Raw genomic sequence first — 20,158 nt, forward strand, 5'->3', positions numbered from 1 at the left:
GCCTCATGATCCGCTCCTTCCTGACAGTCTCGACGGGAACATTGGCCTCGCGGCTGCTGGGGTTTGCGCGCGATTCCCTGATCGCGGCGCTGCTCGGTACGGGCGCGGTGGCCGATGCATTCCTGGCCGCGTTCCAGCTCGTCAACGTGGTGCGACGGCTGCTCAGTGAAGGCGCACTCAATGCGGCCCTGGTCCCGGCCTGGCTGCGCACGCGCGAGCGCGACGGCGAGCAGGCAGCAGCCGCCTTCGCCGGCCGTGTGCTGGGGACGATCAGCGCGGCGCTGATCGTGGCCTCGATCGTGATCGCGCTCGTGATGCCGCTGATCATCACCATCATCGCGCCTGGGTTTGCCGGGAGCGAGACGCGCGATCTCGCGGTGGCGAACGCGCGGCTGATGCTGCCCTACCTCGCTTTCGCGGGCCCGGTCACGGTGTTGATGGGGCTGCTCAATGCGCAAGGCCGCTTTGCGCTCACCGCGTTCTCGCCGCTGCTGTTCAACATCGCGCTGATCGCCGCGATCGCAGCTCTCCTGCTGGGACACGCCGATGCCGTCTTCGCCGCGTGGACGCTGGCGGCGACCGTCGGCATTGCGGGCCTCCTGCAACTGTTGATGCTGGGCTCGCAGCGCAGCGCGCGCCTCGCTACGCCCTTGCGCGCGACGTTCGACGAGGAGATGCGCGGCTTCTTCGGCAAGGCGATTCCCGGCATGATCGCAAGCTCGGGGCCGCAATGGCTGATGGTGGCCGGCGCCATCATTGCGTCCGCAACGCCGTCCGCGGTCTCCTGGCTCTATTTCGCTAACCGCCTGATCGAATTGCCGCTCGGCATCGTCGGCGTCGCCATGGGCACCGTGCTGGTGCCGGAGCTGACGCGCGCGACCGCTAGCTGTGACCGCAGCGCCGTGACGCATGCCGAATCGCGCGCGCTCGAGCTCGCCACAGGTCTGGCGCTGCCCGCGACCCTCGGCCTGATCGTGCTGGCCGAGCCGATCGTGCGATTGCTGTTCGAGCATGGCGCGTTCGGCGCAAGCGACAGTGCGGCCACCGCACGCGCGCTGATGGCACTGGCGCTCGGCCTGCCCGCCCATGTCCTGATCAAAGCGTTGTCGCCGGCCTTTTTCGCCCGGGGCGACACCATGGCGCCGCTGATCGCGACCGCAAAGGGATTCGCGGTTGCCGTGGCGCTCGCCGTCGTGCTCGGCCATGTCTTCGGCGCGACCGGGATCGCGGCCAGCATCGCCTGCGGCGCCTGGAGCAGCGCGCTCTCGCTGCTCCGCAAGGGCGCGAGCGAATTCGGCTTCGCGGTCGACGACGCCGCCCGCAAGCGGCTGCCGCGGATCACGCTCGCCGCGCTCGCCATGGGCGCCCTGCTCTGGGGCGCGACCGCCATCACACCAGCCGGCGGCCTCGGGCTGATGGTTCTCGGCCTCCAGATCGCAGGCGGCCTCGTGGCCTATGGCCTGTTCCTGAGACTGTTCGGCATCGCCTCCTGGCGCGAGGCGGCTGCCGCCTTGAGGCGGCCGGTGCATCAGGATCGGGGCGCGTAAGAAGGAGCGAATTACACTTGACGGGGCAGCGCCGCTGTTGGAAACGACGGCCCGGCCACTTCCAGGAAGGCTTGCCAGGAAAACTAACCATGCCATTCGTTGAACGGGTTTTTTCGGGCGTCCAGCCGACGGGCAATTTGCACCTCGGCAACTATCTCGGCGCGATCGTCAACTTCGTGAAGATGCAGGAAACCCACAACTGCATCTATTGCGTGGTCGACATGCACGCGATCACGCAAGGGGTGGATGTCTGGGGCGGACCGGCCGAGCTCGCGCGCAACACGCGCGAAGTGACCGCGGCGTTCATCGCCAGCGGCATCGACCCGAAGAAGCACATCGTGTTCAACCAGAGCCAGGTCGCCGGCCACGCCGAGCTCGCCTGGATCTTCAACTGCGTCGCGCGCATGGGCTGGCTCAACCGCATGACCCAGTTCAAGGAGAAGGCTGGCAAGGACCGCGAGAACGCCTCCGTCGGGCTCTACGACTATCCCGTGCTGATGGCGGCCGACATTCTGCTCTATCGCGCCACGCTCGTTCCGGTCGGCGAGGACCAGAAGCAGCATCTCGAGCTCTCGCGCGACATCGCGCAGAAATTCAACAACGATTTTGGCGATTCGATTCGTGGTCACGGTTTTGGCGACGGCCTGTTCTTCCCGCTGCCGGAGCCGCTGATCACGGGACCGGCGACGCGCGTGATGAGCTTGCGCGACGGCACCAAGAAGATGTCGAAGTCGGATGCGTCGGACTATTCGCGCATCAATCTGACCGACGATGCCGACACCATCGCGCAGAAAGTCCGCAAGGCGAAGACCGATCCGGAGCCGCTGCCGACCGAGGAAAAAGGTCTGGAAGCACGCCCCGAGGCCGACAACCTCGTCGGCATCTTCGCCGCGCTGTCGGGCCGTGCGAAGGCGGACGTGCTGCACGATTTCGGCGGCGGCCAGTTCTCCAGCTTCAAGAACGCGCTGGTCGATCTCTGTGTCACAAAGCTGGCGCCGATCGCCGGCGAGATGAAGCGCCTGGTCGCCGACCCCGGTCACATCGACGCCATCCTGAACGACGGTGCCGACCGCGCGCGCGCGATTGCGGACGAGACCATGGCGCTTTCCAAGGACATCGTCGGCTTCATCCGCCGGCGCTGATTGTTGCGCCTGCGAAGTCTGGCCGACGCCACGGCGTCGGCCAACGTCCCTCTCCCAAAGGCAAGGGGAGTGTGGCACCATGCCGGGCTGGGATACGCTGGGACATGCATGAGCAGCAAGCGACGATGCTTTGAGCCGGGTCACAAGCCCAAATGCCTTGTCATCGTTGACGACACTGCCGAATGGGATCGCGCGGTCTATTACGCCAGCCGCTGGGCGATCCGCGCCGGCGGCGGCGTGGTGATGCTGCGCATCATCGAGACCGAGGACCAGAACCAGCAATGGCTGGGTGTCGCCGACATCATGCGCGCCGAGGCGCAGGAGGCCGCCGACGCCGCGCTCGACCGCGCCGCCGGAAGAGCCAACGGCATCGCCGCGATCACGCCGGAGCGCGTGATCCGGGAGGGCGCCCCGATGGAACAATTGCTCGAGGTGATCGATCAGGACCCGGATATCGCGATGCTGGTGCTCGCCGCCAATCCCGGCGCCGAGGGACCGGGGCCGCTGGTCGCCATGCTCGCCAATGCGGTCGGCACGTTCCCGATTCCGGTGACGATCATCTCGGGCGAACTGAGCGACCCCGCAGTCGACGCGCTGTCGTAGAGTCCTTCACCCCTCCCACGGGCGGGGCAAGGGAGTTAACCCGCTGATCCCGCAGCGAAACTCCTCAATCCGCCCCTTGACGGTGCGTTTGGCGTCGCCATCTGGTAGTGAAAGCTCACGCGCCGGCCTTGAACCGGCGACGTCCGGAGAAAACCATGTTCATTCAGACCGAAGCCACCCCCAATCCCGCTACGTTGAAGTTCATTCCCGGCCGCATGGTGTCCGACGGCGGCCCCATGGAGTTCGCCTCGCGCGAGGCCGCCGCCCGCTCGCCGCTCGCCGAAAGACTGTTCGACGTGCCCGGCGTCACCAGCGTGTTCTACGGCAGCGACTTCATCACCGTGACCAAGGCAAGCGGTGAGTGGCAGCAGCTCAAGCCCGCGATCCTCGGCGCCATCATGGAGCATTACATGTCCGGCGCGCCGCTGCTCGCCGATGGCGTGGCCGCCAGCGCCGACAACCTCGACGAGGAAGACGAATTTTTCGACGAGGCGGATGCCGAGACGGTCGACATGATCAAGGATCTGATCGAGACCCGCGTGCGGCCGGCGGTCGCCAATGACGGCGGCGACATCACCTTCCGCGGCTTCAAGGACGGCGTCGTCTATCTCAACATGAAGGGCGCCTGCTCCGGCTGCCCATCGTCGACCGCGACGCTCCAGCACGGCATCCAGAACCTGTTGAAGCACTTCGTGCCCGACGTGGTCGAAGTCCGGCCGATGTGATTAGGCAGCGAATGGCGAACGGAACCTCCATCGGTTAGACTATTCGCTATTCGCCACTCGCCATTCGCTTATTCATGTTGATCCTTGCCATCGATACTGCGCTCGACGCCTGCGCCGCGGCCGTGCTCGACACCGAAACCGCTGCGCTGCTCGCGCAGGAATCGTTGCCGATGAAGCGCGGGCATGCGGAGGCGCTGATGCCGCTGATCGCGCGCGTGATGCAATCGGCAGAGCTCGGCTTCACCGCGCTCGACCGCATCGCGGTCACCACCGGTCCCGGCAGCTTCACGGGCCTGCGCGTCGGCATCTCGGCTGCGCGCGGACTTGCGCTCGCCGCCGGCAAGCCGGCGGTGGGGCTGACGACGCTGTCGGCCTATGCCGCGGCCATCGTCAGCCACAACAAGCCGGCGCCTGTCATGTCCGCAATCGATGCGCGGCATGATCACGTCTATTTCCAGATCGTCGCCGGCGACGGCCGCCAGCTGGTGCGGCCACGGGTTGCTGGCATCGACGAGGCGATTGCCGCCTCGCAATTCGGCGCACCGCATCTGGTCGGCAATGCCGCCAGGATTCTCGCCGATCGCTGGCCGAAGGATTCAGCCCAACCGGTCGCCGTCGATCCGCAAGCCGCGCCCGACATCAATTGGGTGGCGTGGCTGGGTGCGGCCGCAGATCCCGACACCACACCGGCGCGTCCGTTCTATTTGCGAGCGCCCGATGCGAAACCGGCAGCCAATCCGCCGCTCGCAGCACACGCCGCAACCCCATGATGAACTGGCTCGCCGAATGGTGGCGCGGCGGCAGCGCTGTCGTCGAGGGCGCGACCGCGCGCGACGCTGCGCGGCTCGCGCAACTGCATGGCGCGTCGTTTGCGCGCGGCTGGGGCGAAGGCGAATTCGAAAGCATGATGAGCGAGCGCAACACGCTGGTGCATCGCTTGCGATTGGGCCGCAAGACGATCGGTTTTGCGGTCTCGCGGATGGGCGCGGACGAGGCGGAAATCCTCTCCATTGCCGTCGACCAGGCCTATCGCGGCCGCGGGTTCTCCCGCGCGCTGCTGATGACCCATCTCGGCCACCTCGCCGGCCGCGGCGTGCGCACTATATTTCTCGAAGTTGAGGAAAATAACCAGCCGGCGCGGGCGCTCTACGACCGCATCGGATTCATGGTGGTCGGGCGCCGCGAACGCTACTATAAGCAGGCGAACGGGGAACAATTGAACGCACTTCTGATGCGACGTGACTTGTCGTAACATCGATCGAGCAAAGCGCCCGCCAGGCAGACAACCCTATGACCGCACTAAAACCTTCCTCCGCGACCAAGGCGACAGGCATCGAGGCGCGCTGTGCCGCCACCGGCATGCGCATGACCGAGCAGCGCCGCGTCATCGCCCGCGTACTCGCGGAAGCCGTGGATCATCCCGATGTCGAGGAACTCTACCGGCGCTGCGTCGCCGTCGACGACAAGATCTCGATCTCGACCGTCTATCGCACCGTAAAGCTGTTCGAGGATGCCGGCATCATCGAGCGCCACGATTTCCGCGAGGGCCGCGCGCGCTATGAGCAGATGCGCGACAGCCATCACGACCACCTCATCAATTTGCGCGACGGCAAGGTGATTGAGTTCACCTCCGAAGAGATCGAGAAGCTGCAGGCGGAGATTGCCCGCAAGCTCGGCTACAAGCTGGTCGATCACCGGCTCGAGCTCTATTGCGTTCCGCTCGACGACGACAAGCCGTCTTCTTGAGCATGATCTTGTCGGAAAACCGCTGCACACTCCTCCGGATCATGCTCTGGTGCCAATAGACCTCATCATCTTCGATTGTGACGGCGTGCTCGTCGACAGCGAGGTCATCTCCTGTCGTGCGCATGCGGATGTGCTGAGCAGGCACGGCTATTCGATCACGTCGGAACAGGTGTTCGAGCGCTTCCTCGGGCGCTCGACGCGGCAGGCGAATCTCGAAATCGAGGCCGAGCTCGGGCGCAAGCTGCCGGAGACCTACCACGCCGATCTCCAGGACGAATTGTTTGGCGCGTTCGAACGCGACCTGGAAGCCATTCGCGGCATTCACGATGTGCTCGATCGCGTCACGCAGGCCGTCTGCGTCGCCTCCAGCGGCTCGCACCAGCGCATGCGCGTCAGTCTCGGGAGCACCTCGCTCTACGAGCGCCTTGCGCCGAACATCTTCTCGGCCTCGCAGGTCAGAAACGGCAAGCCCGCGCCGGACCTGTTCCTGTTTGCTGCAAACGAGATGAAGGTGTCGCCCGAGCGCTGCGTCGTGATCGAGGACAGCGTCGCCGGCATTGCCGGTGCACGAGCCGCGGGGATGATCGTCTTCGGTTTTTGCGGAGGCAGCCATTGCCATCCGGGATATGCCGAGATCCTGCGCCAAGCGGGTGCCTGCCTGACCTTTGACGATATGCGGCAATTGCCGGAGCTGGTCCGGCGGGTGGATGCAGGCATATTGGCGGGCTGATGCCAACCAACCATCGTCATTCCGGGGCACGCGGCAGCGTGAACCCGGAATCCAGAGGTTTTGGCGCGAGATTCCGGGTTCGATGCTGCACATCGCCCCGAAATGACGGCCGAGAGGCCCCCAATCGCTGGATTTTCGCGCTTCCAGCCTATATCTGAGGGCCGTTCTCCACCTCAATCCGGGTTCCATGACGCCGCCGCGCAAGCTGCACATCAAATCATATGGTTGCCAGATGAACGTCTACGATGCCCAGCGCATGGTCGACACGCTGGCTCCGGAAGGCTTCGTGGAGACGGCGAGCGCTGAAGATGCCGACCTCGTCATCCTCAACACCTGCCATATCCGCGAGAAGGCGTCGGAGAAGGTCTATTCCGAGCTCGGCCGCCTGCGTGTCGCCAAGGACGAGGCAGCGCGCGGCGGCCGCACCATGCAGATCGCGGTCGCCGGCTGCGTGGCGCAGGCCGAGGGTGAGGAGATCGTGCGCCGCGCGCCGGTGGTCGATGTCGTGGTCGGCCCGCAGAGCTATCACCATTTGCCGGAGCTGTTGAAGCGCGCAGGCCATGACGGCCGCGCGATCGAGACCGAATTTCCCGCGGCCGACAAGTTCGGCTTCCTCGCCCAGCCAAAGCCCGAAGCGATCCGCGCGCGCGGCATCTCCGCCTTCGTCACCGTGCAGGAAGGCTGCGACAAGTTCTGCACCTTCTGCGTCGTGCCCTATACGCGCGGCGCGGAGGTGTCGCGGCCGGTTGCCAAGATCGTCGACGACGTGAAGCGGCTCGCCGACAACGGCGTGCGCGAGCTCACGCTGATCGGCCAGAACGTCAACGCCTATCACGGCGAGGGGCCGGACGGGAAAAGCTGGCCGCTCGGCAAGCTGCTCGAGCATCTCGCGCAGATTCCCGGCATCGCGCGCCTGCGCTATTCGACCAGCCATCCCCGCGACGTCGATGACAGCCTGATTGCGGCCCACCGCGACCTTCCCGGCCTGATGCCCTTCGTACACCTGCCGGTGCAGTCCGGCTCGGACCGGATCCTGGCGGCCATGAACCGCAAACATACCGCCGATGATTATCGGAAAGTCATCGACCGTTTCCGGGCTGTGCGCCAAGACATTGCTTTTTCATCAGATTTTATCGTGGGCTTCCCTGGGGAGACCGAGCAAGATTTTCGCGCGACCCTCGCACTGGTCACACAAATCGGCTACGCTGCGGCCTACTCGTTCAAATATTCGGCCCGCCCGGGAACCCCGGCCGCGGACATGCAGGAGACGGTGTCCCTAGTCGAGATGGACCAGCGATTGGAGCGGCTCCAGGAGTTGATCGACGCCCAGCAATCGGCCTTCAACAAGGCTACGATTGGCACAACCGTTGACGTGTTGTTCGAGCGCGAGGCGCGCAATGCCGGCCAGATCGTCGGCCGCACCGCTTACCTTCAGCCCGCGCATGTAATGGCGTCGCCCGACATCATCGGAAAAATCCTGCCGGTTCGCATCGACAGCCTCGAGCGCTACAGCCTGCTCGGCGAGCTCGTGACGCCCGAGCCCGCGCAGCGGCCCGCTTTATCGCCAATCGCCACTGGAGCCTGACCCCTTGCCCAAAAGCGCATCGGATTCGTCTTCGTTCGCTCCCAGCCGCAAATTTGACCGCGACATGCAAGTTCCACCCGAAACCCAGGTCGTCATCGACTTCGACGACAACCGCGCCGCTTCCGCGCTGGTCGGTCCCTACGGGCAGAATCTGGCGCAGATCGAGCGCCGGCTCGGCGTCGTCGTCGACTCCAAGGGCAACCACATCACCATCGGCGGCACGCGCGACGGCTGCGAGGCCGCACGGCGCGTGCTGGAGATGCTCTACGCCCAGGCCGTGAAGGGACAGGATCTCGACCAGGGCGAAGTCGAAGGCGCAATCCGCGCCGTGATCGCGCAGGGCTCGCTGTTCGAGTTCGACGCCAAGTCGGCCAAATCGACCTTCGAAAGCATCAATTTGCGCAAGCGCCCGGTGCGCGCGCGCACCGCCGCACAGGATTCCTACATTCGTGCGCTGAAACGCCACGAGCTGGTGTTCGGCATCGGCCCCGCCGGCACCGGCAAGACCTGGCTCGCCGTCGCGCACGCCGCGCAATTGTTCGAGCGCAAGGAGGTCGACAAGATCATCCTGTCGCGCCCGGCCGTGGAAGCCGGTGAGCGGCTCGGCTTCCTGCCTGGCGATCTCCGCGAGAAGGTCGATCCCTATCTGCGCCCGATCTACGACGCGCTCTATGACCTGATGGACGCGCGCATCGTCGAACGCGCGCTCCAGACCGGCGAGATCGAGATCGCACCACTCGCCTTCATGCGCGGCCGCACGCTGACCAATGCCGTGATCATCCTGGACGAGGCGCAGAACACTACCTCGATGCAGATGAAGATGTTTTTGACCCGTCTCGGCGAGAACAGCCGCATGATCGTCACCGGCGATCCGTCGCAGATCGACCTGCCGAACGGCCAGACCTCCGGCCTGTCGGAGGCGACCCGCCTGCTCGGCGGCGTCGAGGGCATTTCACAAGTTCATTTCACCGCCGAGGACGTGATCCGCCACGAGCTGGTGGCACGGATCGTTGCCGCCTATGAGGGATCGGCGCAGCGGCCGGCCGCAGGCAAGCCATAACGAGAAAACCCGGATCGAAAGACGCAAGCAAGCGCCGTCCGTTCCGAACAACACCATGTCACATTCCAACCTTCCCATGACCGAGGTCCTCGTCGTCGCCGATTGCTGGCACAGCGAGCCCGATGCCGACGCCGTCATCCAGCGCGCCATCGCGCAGGCCGCGGCGATGATCGACGATGACTTTGCCGGCGCCGAAGTGGCCGTGATGCTGACCGATGATTCCGGCATCCGCACGCTGAACTGCAACTGGCGCGGCATCGACAAGCCGACCAACGTGCTGTCCTTCCCTGCGCTCCAGCCGGAGGGCGAATGGAAGCCAGGCGACGCGCCGCGCATGCTCGGCGACATCGCCATCGCCTATGAGACGCTGCGGCGCGAGGCGGACGAGGAACAGAAGCCGTTCGACCACCATTTGAGCCATCTCGCGGTGCACGGTTTCCTGCATCTGATCGGCTACGACCACGAAAACGACGCTGACGCGGAGGAGATGGAAGCGCTCGAACAGGACGTCCTGGCCCAACTCGGTATCCCAGACCCCTATGCAGAGCGCTGACGGATCGATTGAGATGGCGGATTCCGAACCAATCCACGACAATCCGCGAAACACCCGCAACCTGCCCGCCGTGGTGCAGCCGGGTGAGATCACGCGTCCGACCGCCGAAGGCTGGCTGGTCCGCGCCATTCGCACGCTGTTCGGCTGGAAGGCCGGATCGGTCCGCGACGATCTCCAGGTCGTGCTCGACGCCACCACGCCCGACGATGCCGGCTTTTCCGCCGTCGAGCGGACCATGCTGCGCAACATCCTCAATTTGCATGAGCGCCGCATCGCCGACGTCATGGTGCATCGCGCCGACATCATTGCGGTGAAGCGCGACATCCCGCTCGGCGAGCTGATGGACCGCTTCGAGAGCGCGGGCCATTCCCGCTTCGTGGTCTACAACGAGACGCTCGACGATCCCGTCGGCATCGTGCACATCCGCGACCTCCTGACCTTCATGACGGCCAAGGCCCGCGTCTCGGAAGCCACCAAGACCAAGCGCAAGAAGCCGCTGCCCGCCGGTCTCGACTTGCGCGCAGTCGACCTCGCGCTGCCGCTGCACGACGCCAACATCATCCGCAAGCTCCTCTACGTACCGCCCTCGATGCGAGCGATCGACCTGCTCGCCCAGATGCAGGCCTCGCGCATCCATCTCGCGCTCGTGGTCGACGAATATGGCGGCTCCGACGGGCTGGTCTCGCTCGAGGACATCGTCGAGCAGATCGTCGGCGAGATCGACGACGAGCACGACAGCGACGAGCCGCCGTCGATCGTGCGCCAAGCGGACAATTCCTTCATCGCCGATGCGCGCGCGAGCCTCGACGACGTCCGCTCCGTGATCGGCGAGGATTTCGTCACCGGCGAAGCGGGTGAGGAGGTCGAGACGCTCGGCGGCTATCTCGTCAGTTTCGTCGGCCGCCTGCCGGTGCGCGGCGAGGTGATCTCCGGCCCCGGCAATTACGAGGTCGAAGTGCTCGACGCCGATCCGCGCCGCGTCAAGCGCCTGCGCATCGCGGCTCGCAAGGAACGTCCGGCCCCGCGCACCCAGCGCGAAAGCCGCCGCCGCGAGGCCCCGCCCGACCAAGGCACGCCGCCATCCGGTGACACGCCCAATCCGCCGTCCGGCGACGGAGCCGGCTCGCAGTGACCCTCGCGCAACGACTTCGGCTGGTCGCGCTCGCCATCATCCTGACCTGGGGATGGAAGCGCGCGGCTATCGCCATGGCGGCTGGCGCGCTCTCGGTGCTGGCGCTGGCACCGTTCAACGCCTGGCCGGTGCTGTTTCTGACCTTTCCGGTGCTGGTCTGGCTGATCGACGGCGCCGGCGGCGGCCGGTTCGGCGGCGTTCCCGCCGCGGCGCTGACCGGCTACTGGTTCGGGCTCGGCTATTTCGTCCCTGGCCTCTACTGGATCGGCTACGCCTTCTTCGTCGACGCCCAGACCTTTGCCTGGCTGACGCCGTTCGCGGTGCTGGGCCTGCCGGCCTACCTCGCCATCTACACGGCGATCGGATTTGGGCTGGCGCGGCTGCTCTGGACCAAGGACGCCGCGCGCATCCTCGCGCTCGCAGCGAGTCTCACCATCGCCGAATGGTTGCGCGGCCATGCCCTGACCGGCTTTCCCTGGAACGCCCTCGGCTATGCGTTGTCCGAGCCGCTGCCGTTGGCACAGACCGCGTCGCTGATCGGCCTGTGGGGCATGACGTTCCTGACCGTCGCGATCTTCGCCAGCCCCGCGGCACTGATCGACCGCACCGCGGATCGGAAAATACCGTGGCGCGTGCCGGTCGCGGCGATCGCATTGCTGATCGTCATGGGCATCTTCGGCACGATCCGCCTGTCGCTGCATCCGACGACGATGGTGGCGGGCGCAAAGCTCCGCCTGATGCAGCCGAACCTCCAGCAGGACGCCAAATTCAACTACTCCGCCAAGGCGGAGGTGATGAAGAAATACCTCGCTTTGTCGGATCGCGCCTCCGGGCCCCAATCGACTGGCGTACGCGATGCCACCATTCTGATCTGGCCGGAATCCGCCTTTCCGTTCTTCCTGACCCGCGAACCCGACGCGATGGCGCAAATTGCGGATCTCTTGCCAAAAGGGACAGTGCTGATTACGGGATCGGTCCGCGCGCCGGATCTGCCGCCGGGGACGCGAATCACGCGCGCCTATAACTCGATCTATGTGATCGACCACGACGGCGGCGTGCTCTCCGTCTACGACAAGCTGCACCTGGTACCGTTCGGTGAATTTCTTCCCTATCAGGACCTGATGGAGAAGCTCGGGTTCGAGCAACTGACCCGCGTTCAGGGCGGATTCATTCCCGGCACCGTGCGGCATGCGCTGCCGGTGCCGAGCGCGGCGTCCGCGCTACCGCTCATCTGCTACGAGGCCATCTTTCCCGGTGACGTTGCGGGGCTTCAGGAGCGGCCGGGCTGGATCGTCAACCTGACCAATGACGGCTGGTTCGGAATTTCCACCGGCCCCTACCAGCACATGGAGCAGGCGCGGATGCGCGCCATCGAGCTCGGATTGCCGCTGGTCCGCTCGGCAAATACAGGGGTTTCAGCGGTCGTCGATCCCGTGGGCCGGACCATCGCCAGCCTCGGCCTCGGCATCGAAGGCGTGCTGGATTCGGGCCTGCCCGCCGCGATCCCACCGACTATGTATGCCAGGGTTGGCGACGTTCCGGCCGCGCTCCTCGTTGCGCTCGCCGTCATTCTTGCGGTGCGCAAGCGCGTTGCCAGACGGCTTCCCTGATCGCCGGCGGCGCCGTCGGTAAGCTTTTGACAACCGTAATCCCCCGGTTGACAGATCGGCGGCGCGCTCCGCATTCTGCCCCTGCTGCACCAAGACAGTGGGGCGTTGCTAAATTTCTCCGCAATGTTTCCCAAAAATCCCAAGAAAGGTTTTGGCGACGTTATCACCTGACGCAGACTCCCCTGTTGCGCTTGAGGTGACTGAGGAGGGCAGAGGAGATGTCGAAAGCGCCCAACCCTGTTGACAAATATGTCGGCAGCCGCGTGCGCATGCGCCGCATCATGTTGGGCATGAGCCAGGAGAAGCTTGGCGAAGCGCTTGGCCTGACGTTCCAGCAGATCCAGAAATACGAGAAGGGCACCAACCGGGTCGGCGCGAGCCGCATTCAGCAGATCGCGGAAATTCTCCAGGTGCCGGTGTCGTTCCTGTTCGAGGGCGGACCGAGCGGCACGCCGGGCCCCGACGGCTTCAGCGAGGGCGCCTCGCCCTCCTACGTCTCCGACTTCCTGGCCACGTCCGAAGGGCTGGCGCTGACGAAAGCCTTCACCCGGATCACCGATTCCAAGCTGCGCCGCTCGATCGTCGATCTCGTCGAGCAGATCGCCGCCCGCGAAGGCCCCGACAAGCGCTGACGCGCGCTTGCCTAAAGCGCGATGAGATTAGGATGAATCTTCATCGCGCTATGGCTTGTTGTTTGAGCATGATCTCCGCGCAAACGCGTTCCGCGTTTGTCGCGAGGGAAAACCGCTTCACACTTTTCCGGATCATGCTCCAGCTTTGCATTCGGGCCGTGAGGCTGCGCCAAATCTGGCCTATGTCGTGACCAGCGGTCCGCGTATAAGGCGCGCGACCTTCCACGACATTCCTCACCCCGAGGCACAGGCGACGACATGTCCAGCTCAAATCCGTTCGACACCGCGACCATCCTTGAGGGCATCCGCCGCTGGGTGGAGATCGAGACGCCGACGGAAGCGCCTGAGCAGGTCAACAAGCTGATGTCCGTCGTCACCGAGCAGCATCGCGACCTGCCCGTCACGACCGAACGCGTCGCCGGCAACAATGGCTGCGGTGATCATCTCGTGGTGCGCTCGGCATGGGGACAGGACAGGCCGGGCATCCTCGTGCTCAGCCATCTCGATACCGTACACCCCATGGGCTTCATCGAGCGCCTGCCCTTCAAGGTCGAGGGCGACAGCGCCTTCGGCCCCGGCATCTACGACATGAAGGGCGGCGCCTATATCGCCCATCACGCCTTCCGCAACCTCTGCGCCACGTCCGACCGCTCGCCGCTAGGCATCACCCACATGTTCACCTCGGACGAGGAGATCGGCAGCCCGACCTCGCGCGCGCTGATCGAAGCGGAAGGACGGAAGGCCAAATATGTGCTGGTGACGGAGCCGGCGCGCGACGGCGGCAAGATCGTCACCGGGCGCAAGGGCGTCGGACGGTTCGAAATCTTCATCAAGGGCGTGCCCGCGCATGCGGGCTCGCGGCCCGAGGATGGCCGCAGCGCCATCCGCGAGCTCGCCAATATCATCCAGACGCTGGAGGGGATGAACGATCTCAAGCGCGGCGTCACCGTCAATGTCGGCGTGGTGCGTGGCGGCACACGGCCCAACGTCACGCCAGAAGAAGCCTATGCCGAGGTCGACCTGCGCGTGCTCAGCAACTCTGACGCCGAGGAATTCGTCGGAAAGATTCTTGGGCTGACATCAAAGACCGAGGGCGTCACCGTCAAGGTGACGGGCGACCTCAACCGGCCTCCTTATGAGAAGAGCAATTCCGGCGCCTCGCTCTATGAGCACGCGAAAACGCTGGCGGGCGAGCTCGGCTTCGATCTGATCGACACCCACACCGGCGGCGGATCGGACGGCAATTTCACCGCGGCCCATACCGCAACGCTCGACGGGCTCGGCGTCGACGGCAAGGGCGCGCACACCCATTATGAGCAGCTCTACGTCTCCTCGCTCGAGCCCCGCGCACGGCTGCTCTATCGCCTGTACCAGACGCTGCGATGAGCGAGCGCAGATCGGATCCGGCTCGCGCTGACGACGGCGAACGCGCGTTCTTCGGCCGCCGCAAGGGGCACAAGCTCCGGCAGCACCAGGCCGACCTCGTCGAACATCTGCTGCCGCATCTTGCGCTCGACATCACGCAAGGCGCGCCTGCGAATGCGTGCGAGATCTTCGATCCCGCCGCAGAGGAGCTACGGCTCGAGATCGGCTTCGGCGGCGGCGAGCATCTCGCGGCAGAAGCGCAAGACTTTCCGGCCACCGGCTTCATCGGCTGCGAGCCCTATGTCAACGGCATGGCAAAGATCCTCGCGCAGATCGAGGCGCACAATATCGGCAATATTCGCCTGTTCGCAGGCGATGCCGCCGAGCTGCTAGCCTGGCTGCCGAACTGTTCGCTGTCGCGGATCGACCTGATCCATCCCGATCCCTGGCCGAAGCGGCGGCACTGGAAGCGGCGCTTCGTTCAGGACAAGACCATCGCCGCGATGGCGCGCGTGCTCGAAAGCGGCGGCGAATTCCGCTTCGTCTGCGACATCGACGATTACTGCGCCTGGACGCTGTCGCATCTCGCACGCTCATCGGATTTCGTCTGGCTCGCGGAGCGCGCCGACGATTTTCGATTGCCCTGGGCCGGCTACACCATGACGCGCTACGGCAGAAAGGCCGAGCGCGAGGGCCGCAGGGCGGCGTATTTGCGATTCAGAAGAGTCTGAGCCTCAGATCGTCTGGCGGCTGCGCCAGAAATTCACGACGCGCTCGGCGGTCGACGGCATCAGCTTGGTGAAGTTCATTCGCGCCGCTTCCAGATCGGCGTCCGCGGGCGCGCGCTGCGGGCCGTACCACAAAAGGATCAGGGCGCGCACGGTCGGCCAGCTGAAATTCAGAACCCGGCCCAGGATCAGGATCGGATCGTAACGGTCGCCGGCGATCAGCCGGTCGAGGACGGAGAGCCGGACGCCGGACATCGCGGACAGCGCAGCGACGGATTCCTCGTATTTGTGGGCCTTGGCGAAGCCGAGCAGCGCGCTCTCGCCGAGATGGCCTTCGCGATGCAGGCCGAGCACGGTGCGCTGCGCGGCGGAGAAGTCGCGCCGCGGACCTGGCGGGAGCGAGGCCTCCTCGAGCTCGTTCATCGCGCGCCTGATCTCCATCTGGCGCGCAGGCTTGACCACGCTCGACAGACGACGGCGGATGACGTCGAGCGTTCCGCCCAGAAGCTCCTTGAGCTGGTCGCCGGAGAGATCGTCGCGCTGACCGATCTTGAGTGTCAGCACGCCGTCCTGCGCTGCGCGCTTGATCAGCTCCGAATAGCCGCCTGCCGAGAACATCGCACCGGCATTGCCGGCGGCACGCCGCACCACGTCGCGATCGCCGCGCTCGACCAGCACATCGGTGATCTCCGCGGACAGGATGGGCCGCTCGGTCATCGCGAGAAGGTGGCCCTGACCTTTCAGGCGCGCGATCTCGATCAGCGCGGCTTCGTCGAGCACCGGCGAGCGGCGCAGCACGAGGCCCGCCACCTGAATTTCGTTCTCGCGCGCGAGCTGACCGACGAGATGGCGCGGCGCGTTCGCCACGCGCGAAAACCGTTCGGCAAGATCGATGCGCGCCGTCAGATCGGCATGCGGAACAAGGTCGATCAGCAGATTGTCGAAGAGATCGACGAGATCAGGCCTGAGCTTGGCGGCGTCCTGGAAGAACAGGTCGGCGATGGCGCGCGCGATGTCGCTGCGGCGCCTGGGGTCGCCACGCCTGACGATCTCGTCCAGTCCGGGAATGAGCGACGTGGCAACGGTCATGAAACGCAAACTCGCATTGGGCACGCCGGGAGTACACGAGAAGCCTTAAAATGCACCGCCAACAGGCAATTTAGGCCATCCTTGGTGAAGGAACGGTTAGGCCGCCGGCCGCATAAAAAGGCGCCCCAGGGGCGGCCGGGCCTTGTCGGGAGCGGCGAAAAGCGCTATATCCGCGCCAACTTATCTTCTCATACGATCGGTATTGAGAGTGGGCCCGGAAGGACCCGCTCTTTTTTATTACCTGCATCGACGACGAGATCGGGCGACCACGCTGTAAAGGCCGACCGACCCCGCGAGTTCCCTTAAGCAGCGTAAAGCAAGCGTTAACCACCATAACCGTCTTGACCCCTGATATGATCGAACCAAGCACTGGTTCCACGGATGCCGAGCTACTGGCCGAGCCGCGGCTCGTGGTCGAGCCGGGCGTGGCCGCGCGGGTCTCGGCGATCGCGGCCCCCGTGCTGCAAGGCATGGGCTATCGCTTGGTGCGGATCCGCATCTCCGGGGAAGCCGGCTGCACGGTCCAGGTCATGGCGGAGCGGCCGGACGGCTCGATGCAGATCGAGGATTGCGAGGCGATCTCGCGGGCGCTGTCGCCGGTGCTCGACGTCGCCGATCCCATCGACCGCGCCTATCGGCTGGAGATTTCCTCGCCGGGGATCGACCGGCCGCTGGTGCGCCGCTCCGATTTCGAGCGCCATCTTGGGCATCTGTTGAAGATCGAGATGGCCGTCGCTCATGAGGGACGAAAGCGCTTCCGTGGTACCATCGCCGGCATCGAAGGCGACCGCGTTCGCATTGCGCGCGACGACGTCAAGGCCGGCGAGGACGCCGAAATTCTCCTCGTGATGGAGGATATCGGCGAGGCACGGCTGGTCCTGACTGATGAGCTGATCGCGGAGTCCATGCGCCGCGGCAAGGCGCAGGAACGCGAGATGCGTCGCAATCTCGGCCTGGAGCCGCCGCAAGCGGCGCACGCCAAGATCAGCGAAAAGACGACCAGGAACACTAAGCCGAAAACGAAGCCGGCACCGACCAATACCAAGAAACATCGCCTTGCCGCCGAACGCGCGCGGCGCGGCGAGATCGAGCCTGACGAAGGAGACTAGCCATGGCAGTCAGCGCCAATCGACTTGAATTGCTCCAGATCGCCGACGCCGTTGCGCGCGAGAAATCGATCGACCGCGGCATCGTCATTGCCGCGATGGAGGACGCCATCGCGAAGGCGGCGCGCGCCCGTTACGGCAGCGAAACTGACGTTCACGCCGAGATCGACCCGAAGAAGGGCGAGCTCCGGCTGTCGCGCCACATGCTGGTCGTCGACAAGGTCGAAAATCATTCCAACCAGATTTCATTGGTCGACGCGCAACGCGCCAATCCCGGCGCCCAAGTCGGCGACACCATCGCCGACACGCTGCCGCCGCTGGAATATGGCCGTATCGCCGCGCAGTCGGCCAAGCAGGTCATCGTGCAGAAGGTGCGCGAGGCCGAGCGCGACCGGCAATACCAGGAATTCAAGGACCGCATCGGCGACATCGTCAACGGCGTCGTCAAGCGCGTTGAATATGGCAGCGTGATCGTCGATCTCGGCCGTGGCGAAGCCATCATCCGCCGCGACGAGATGCTGCCTCGCGAAGTCTTCCGCAACGGCGACCGCGTCCGCGCCTATATCTTCGACGTGCGCCGCGAGACCCGCGGCCCGCAGATCTTCCTGTCCCGCACCCATCCGCAGTTCATGGCAAAGCTGTTCGCGCAGGAAGTGCCGGAAATCTATGACGGCATCGTCGAGATCAAGGCGGTGGCCCGTGATCCCGGCTCGCGCGCGAAAATCGGCGTGATTTCCCGCGATTCCTCGGTCGATCCGGTCGGCGCCTGCGTCGGCATGCGCGGCTCGCGCGTGCAGGCCGTGGTGAACGAGTTGCAGGGCGAGAAGATCGACATCATTCCGTGGTCGCCTGACATCGCGACCTTCGTGGTCAACGCGCTGGCGCCGGCCGAAGTGTCCAAGGTCGTCATCGACGAGGACCGCGAGCGCATCGAGGTCGTTGTGCCCGACACCAACAACCAGCTCTCGCTGGCGATCGGCCGCCGCGGCCAGAACGTCCGCCTCGCCTCGCAGCTCACCGGCTGGGACATCGACATCCTGACCGAGCAGGAGGAATCGGAACGCCGCCAGGCCGACTTCGAGAACTCCACCCGCGTCTTCATGGAATCGCTCAACGTCGACGAGGTGGTCGGCCAATTGCTGGCGTCCGAGGGCTTCACCTCGGTCGAGGAACTGGCGATGGTCGACGTCAAGGAACTCGCCGGCATCGAAGGTTTCGACGAGGAGACCGCGCAGGAGCTCCAGAACCGCGCGCGCGAATATCTCGAGCAGCAGGAAGCCGAGCTCGAGGCCAAGCGCAAGGAACTCGGCGTCGAGGACGCCGTCAAGGACGTGCCCGGCGTCACCTCGAAGATGCTGGTGAAGTTCGGCGAGAACGACATCAAGACGGTCGACGACCTCGCCGGCTGCGCCACCGACGACCTGGTCGGCTGGACCGAGCGCAAGGAAGGCGGCGAGCAGACAAAGCATGCCGGCGCGCTCGATGGCATCGACATTACCCGCGACGATGCGGAGGCGATGATCATGCAGGCGCGCGTCAAGGCCGGCTGGATCACCGAGGCCGACCTCGCCAAGCCCGCTGAAGACGCCGAAGCGTCCGAACAGCAGCCGGCTTAAGGGCGATCAGGAGATGTCGCCCGGATGCTTGCCAGCACTGACCCCGAACTCGACCATGGACCGCGGACCGAAAGGTCCGCGACCATGCGCATGTGCGTGGTCAGCCGGAAGGTCCGGCCGATCGACGAGCTGATCCGCTTCGTCGTTTCACCCCAGGGCGATATTGTTCCCGACCTCAAGCGCAAGCTGCCCGGCCGGGGCATGTGGATATCGGCTTCGCGACAGACGGTTGCGGAAGCGGTGCGCCGTCACCACTTTAGCAAGGCCTTCAAGCGCAATCTGCGCGTCCCGACGACGCTTCCCTCTGACACGGAAACGCTGCTGGTTCGGAGTGTGACCGAGGCGCTGGCGATTGCCGCCAAGGCAGGCCAGGTCCTGGCCGGCTTCGGCAAGGTCGAAACCGCCCTGAAAGAGGGTACGGTTGCGGTCCTGATCCACGCCAGTGACGGAGCCCAGGACGGAATCCGCAAATTGGACGCGTTGGCACGGCAAAACGAGCGGAATCGCGACGAGAAGCCGCAAATTCCGGTCGTCACCGCATTGAAATCGGCAGAATTGGATTTGGCACTAGGCAGGTCAAATGTGATACATGCTGCGCTGCTCGCGGGCCCGGCGAGCAGGACATTCCTGTCACGTAGCCAGATGCTGGTCCGATACCGGATGGCGGACGATGACGAGACTGCCGAAAAGCGCGGCCGGGATTTCTGAAGACAAACGACGACCGGAATGACGGTGCGGCAACGCACAACGATAACAATCAAGATTAGGACTGCTGAATGGTTGATACCAAGACCCCTGGCGACAAGAAGCTGAGCGTTCCGAGCAAGACGCTGACGCTCAAGCCGCGCGTCGAAACGGGCACCGTGCGCCAGAGCTTCAGCCATGGCCGCAGCAAGCAGGTTGTGGTCGAGAAGCGCGGCAAGCGCCGGGTCGGGGATACCGGTCCCGAGCCGCACACCCCTGAGGTTGCAAAGCCCGCGCCGGCCGCCCCTCCTGCGGCGCGCCCGGCTCCGCCCGCCCCGCCGCGCAACGCCGGGTCCGGCGTGGTGCTGCGCACGCTGACCGAGGACGAACGTTCCGCCCGCGCCAGCGCGCTCGCCGATGCCAAGGTGCGTGAGGTCGAAGAGCGCCGCCAGGCCGAAGAAGAAGCGCAGCGCCGCGCCGTTCGCGAAAGCGCTGAGCGCGCCGA

General features: G+C 65.2%; 21 protein-coding genes. 20 read left to right on the forward strand and 1 reads right to left on the reverse strand.

Annotated features, from left to right (window positions below; all coding sequences use genetic code 11):
• Positions 1-5 precede the first annotated feature (5 nt).
• The 16 genes from murJ to trmB all read left to right on the forward strand — a co-directional run bounded on the left by murJ (position 6) and on the right by trmB (position 15,161).
• Positions 6-1,547, forward strand: a complete 1,542-nt coding sequence (gene murJ, locus QQL28_RS04385) for a murein biosynthesis integral membrane protein MurJ (RefSeq protein WP_284261483.1) — start codon at positions 6-8, stop codon at positions 1,545-1,547.
• Between the two features lie 89 nt (positions 1,548-1,636).
• Positions 1,637-2,689 (forward strand): tryptophan--tRNA ligase, encoded by a 1,053-nt coding sequence (gene trpS, locus QQL28_RS04390; protein ID WP_284261485.1) that lies wholly within the window; start codon positions 1,637-1,639, stop codon positions 2,687-2,689.
• Between the two features lie 108 nt (positions 2,690-2,797).
• Positions 2,798-3,292, forward strand: coding sequence for a universal stress protein (locus tag QQL28_RS04395; RefSeq protein WP_284261487.1), 495 nt, complete (start codon positions 2,798-2,800; stop codon positions 3,290-3,292).
• Positions 3,293-3,447: 155 nt separating this feature from the next.
• A complete protein-coding gene (locus tag QQL28_RS04400; RefSeq protein WP_284261488.1) occupies positions 3,448-4,017 on the forward strand; it encodes a NifU family protein in 570 nt (189 codons plus the stop codon).
• 74 nt (positions 4,018-4,091) lie between these two features.
• Complete coding sequence (gene tsaB / locus QQL28_RS04405; protein ID WP_284261489.1) at positions 4,092-4,787, forward strand: tRNA (adenosine(37)-N6)-threonylcarbamoyltransferase complex dimerization subunit type 1 TsaB; 696 nt, start codon at positions 4,092-4,094, stop codon at positions 4,785-4,787.
• Positions 4,784-5,269, forward strand: a complete 486-nt coding sequence (gene rimI, locus QQL28_RS04410) for a ribosomal protein S18-alanine N-acetyltransferase (protein ID WP_284261491.1) — start codon at positions 4,784-4,786, stop codon at positions 5,267-5,269. The genes tsaB and rimI overlap by 4 nt, the downstream gene beginning before the upstream one ends.
• Before the next feature lie 38 nt (positions 5,270-5,307).
• Complete coding sequence (locus QQL28_RS04415) at positions 5,308-5,763, forward strand: Fur family transcriptional regulator (RefSeq protein WP_284261493.1); 456 nt, start codon at positions 5,308-5,310, stop codon at positions 5,761-5,763.
• A 49-nt stretch (positions 5,764-5,812) separates the two neighbouring features.
• Positions 5,813-6,493: an HAD family hydrolase gene (locus QQL28_RS04420; RefSeq protein WP_284261495.1), complete on the forward strand. Its 681-nt coding sequence runs from the start codon at positions 5,813-5,815 to the stop codon at positions 6,491-6,493.
• Positions 6,494-6,680: 187 nt separating this feature from the next.
• Positions 6,681-8,078 carry a tRNA (N6-isopentenyl adenosine(37)-C2)-methylthiotransferase MiaB gene (gene miaB, locus QQL28_RS04425; RefSeq protein WP_284261497.1) on the forward strand — a complete coding sequence of 466 codons (1,398 nt, stop codon included), beginning with the start codon at positions 6,681-6,683 and terminating at the stop codon, positions 8,076-8,078.
• A gap of 64 nt (positions 8,079-8,142) precedes the next feature.
• The gene (locus tag QQL28_RS04430) at positions 8,143-9,138 is read left to right on the forward strand and encodes a PhoH family protein (protein ID WP_284261499.1); all 996 of its coding nucleotides are present in this window, start codon (positions 8,143-8,145) and stop codon (positions 9,136-9,138) included.
• Positions 9,139-9,193: 55 nt separating this feature from the next.
• Positions 9,194-9,691, forward strand: a complete 498-nt coding sequence (ybeY, locus tag QQL28_RS04435; protein WP_284261501.1) for an rRNA maturation RNase YbeY — start codon at positions 9,194-9,196, stop codon at positions 9,689-9,691.
• Positions 9,692-9,704: 13 nt separating this feature from the next.
• A complete protein-coding gene (locus QQL28_RS04440; RefSeq protein WP_284261504.1) occupies positions 9,705-10,823 on the forward strand; it encodes a hemolysin family protein in 1,119 nt (372 codons plus the stop codon).
• Positions 10,820-12,433: an apolipoprotein N-acyltransferase gene (gene lnt / locus QQL28_RS04445; RefSeq protein ID WP_284261506.1), complete on the forward strand. Its 1,614-nt coding sequence runs from the start codon at positions 10,820-10,822 to the stop codon at positions 12,431-12,433. Before QQL28_RS04440 ends, lnt begins: the two co-directional genes overlap by 4 nt.
• Before the next feature lie 218 nt (positions 12,434-12,651).
• Positions 12,652-13,065, forward strand: coding sequence for a helix-turn-helix domain-containing protein (locus QQL28_RS04450; protein ID WP_027550026.1), 414 nt, complete (start codon positions 12,652-12,654; stop codon positions 13,063-13,065).
• A gap of 258 nt (positions 13,066-13,323) precedes the next feature.
• On the forward strand, positions 13,324-14,451 hold the full coding sequence (locus QQL28_RS04455) for a M20 family metallopeptidase (RefSeq protein WP_284261509.1): 1,128 nt from the start codon (positions 13,324-13,326) through the stop codon (positions 14,449-14,451).
• Positions 14,448-15,161: a tRNA (guanosine(46)-N7)-methyltransferase TrmB gene (gene trmB, locus QQL28_RS04460; RefSeq protein ID WP_284261511.1), complete on the forward strand. Its 714-nt coding sequence runs from the start codon at positions 14,448-14,450 to the stop codon at positions 15,159-15,161. Before QQL28_RS04455 ends, trmB begins: the two co-directional genes overlap by 4 nt.
• A 3-nt stretch (positions 15,162-15,164) precedes the next feature.
• Here trmB and QQL28_RS04465 read toward each other — a convergent pair whose 3' ends face one another.
• The gene (locus tag QQL28_RS04465; protein WP_284261514.1) at positions 15,165-16,247 is read right to left on the reverse strand and encodes a DUF2336 domain-containing protein; all 1,083 of its coding nucleotides are present in this window, start codon (positions 16,245-16,247) and stop codon (positions 15,165-15,167) included.
• A 353-nt stretch (positions 16,248-16,600) separates the two neighbouring features.
• Here QQL28_RS04465 and rimP point away from each other — a divergent pair, with 353 nt between their 5' ends.
• The 4 genes from rimP to QQL28_RS04485 all read left to right on the forward strand — a co-directional run.
• Positions 16,601-17,356, forward strand: coding sequence for a ribosome maturation factor RimP (rimP, locus tag QQL28_RS04470; protein ID WP_284261516.1), 756 nt, complete (start codon positions 16,601-16,603; stop codon positions 17,354-17,356).
• A 2-nt stretch (positions 17,357-17,358) separates the two neighbouring features.
• On the forward strand, positions 17,359-18,969 hold the full coding sequence (gene nusA, locus QQL28_RS04475; protein ID WP_284261518.1) for a transcription termination factor NusA: 1,611 nt from the start codon (positions 17,359-17,361) through the stop codon (positions 18,967-18,969).
• 24 nt (positions 18,970-18,993) lie between these two features.
• Complete coding sequence (locus tag QQL28_RS04480) at positions 18,994-19,677, forward strand: RNA-binding protein (RefSeq protein WP_284261520.1); 684 nt, start codon at positions 18,994-18,996, stop codon at positions 19,675-19,677.
• Positions 19,678-19,745: 68 nt separating this feature from the next.
• A partial coding sequence (locus tag QQL28_RS04485) for a translation initiation factor IF-2 associated domain-containing protein (RefSeq protein WP_284261522.1) occupies positions 19,746-20,158 on the forward strand: 413 nt, incomplete at its 3' end.

This window comes from Bradyrhizobium iriomotense (genome assembly GCF_030160715.1).
In the GTDB taxonomy this organism is placed as follows: Bacteria; Pseudomonadota; Alphaproteobacteria; order Rhizobiales; family Xanthobacteraceae; genus Bradyrhizobium; species Bradyrhizobium iriomotense.

What these genes read in the sequence shown, in the direction of transcription:
- murJ (WP_284261483.1), top strand. Translation starts at nt 6, where the DNA reads ATGATCCGCTCCTTCCTGACAGTCTCGACGGGAACATTGGCCTCGCGG.
- trpS (WP_284261485.1), top strand. Translation starts at nt 1,637, where the DNA reads ATGCCATTCGTTGAACGGGTTTTTTCGGGCGTCCAGCCGACGGGCAAT.
- QQL28_RS04395 (WP_284261487.1), top strand. Translation starts at nt 2,798, where the DNA reads ATGAGCAGCAAGCGACGATGCTTTGAGCCGGGTCACAAGCCCAAATGC.
- QQL28_RS04400 (WP_284261488.1), top strand. Translation starts at nt 3,448, where the DNA reads ATGTTCATTCAGACCGAAGCCACCCCCAATCCCGCTACGTTGAAGTTC.
- tsaB (WP_284261489.1), top strand. Translation starts at nt 4,092, where the DNA reads ATGTTGATCCTTGCCATCGATACTGCGCTCGACGCCTGCGCCGCGGCC.
- rimI (WP_284261491.1), top strand. Translation starts at nt 4,784, where the DNA reads ATGATGAACTGGCTCGCCGAATGGTGGCGCGGCGGCAGCGCTGTCGTC.
- QQL28_RS04415 (WP_284261493.1), top strand. Translation starts at nt 5,308, where the DNA reads ATGACCGCACTAAAACCTTCCTCCGCGACCAAGGCGACAGGCATCGAG.
- miaB (WP_284261497.1), top strand. Translation starts at nt 6,681, where the DNA reads ATGACGCCGCCGCGCAAGCTGCACATCAAATCATATGGTTGCCAGATG.
- QQL28_RS04430 (WP_284261499.1), top strand. Translation starts at nt 8,143, where the DNA reads ATGCAAGTTCCACCCGAAACCCAGGTCGTCATCGACTTCGACGACAAC.
- ybeY (WP_284261501.1), top strand. Translation starts at nt 9,194, where the DNA reads ATGTCACATTCCAACCTTCCCATGACCGAGGTCCTCGTCGTCGCCGAT.
- QQL28_RS04440 (WP_284261504.1), top strand. Translation starts at nt 9,705, where the DNA reads ATGGCGGATTCCGAACCAATCCACGACAATCCGCGAAACACCCGCAAC.
- QQL28_RS04450 (WP_027550026.1), top strand. Translation starts at nt 12,652, where the DNA reads ATGTCGAAAGCGCCCAACCCTGTTGACAAATATGTCGGCAGCCGCGTG.
- QQL28_RS04455 (WP_284261509.1), top strand. Translation starts at nt 13,324, where the DNA reads ATGTCCAGCTCAAATCCGTTCGACACCGCGACCATCCTTGAGGGCATC.
- trmB (WP_284261511.1), top strand. Translation starts at nt 14,448, where the DNA reads ATGAGCGAGCGCAGATCGGATCCGGCTCGCGCTGACGACGGCGAACGC.
- QQL28_RS04465 (WP_284261514.1), bottom strand. Translation starts at nt 16,247, where the DNA reads ATGACCGTTGCCACGTCGCTCATTCCCGGACTGGACGAGATCGTCAGG.
- rimP (WP_284261516.1), top strand. Translation starts at nt 16,601, where the DNA reads ATGATCGAACCAAGCACTGGTTCCACGGATGCCGAGCTACTGGCCGAG.
- nusA (WP_284261518.1), top strand. Translation starts at nt 17,359, where the DNA reads ATGGCAGTCAGCGCCAATCGACTTGAATTGCTCCAGATCGCCGACGCC.
- QQL28_RS04480 (WP_284261520.1), top strand. Translation starts at nt 18,994, where the DNA reads ATGCTTGCCAGCACTGACCCCGAACTCGACCATGGACCGCGGACCGAA.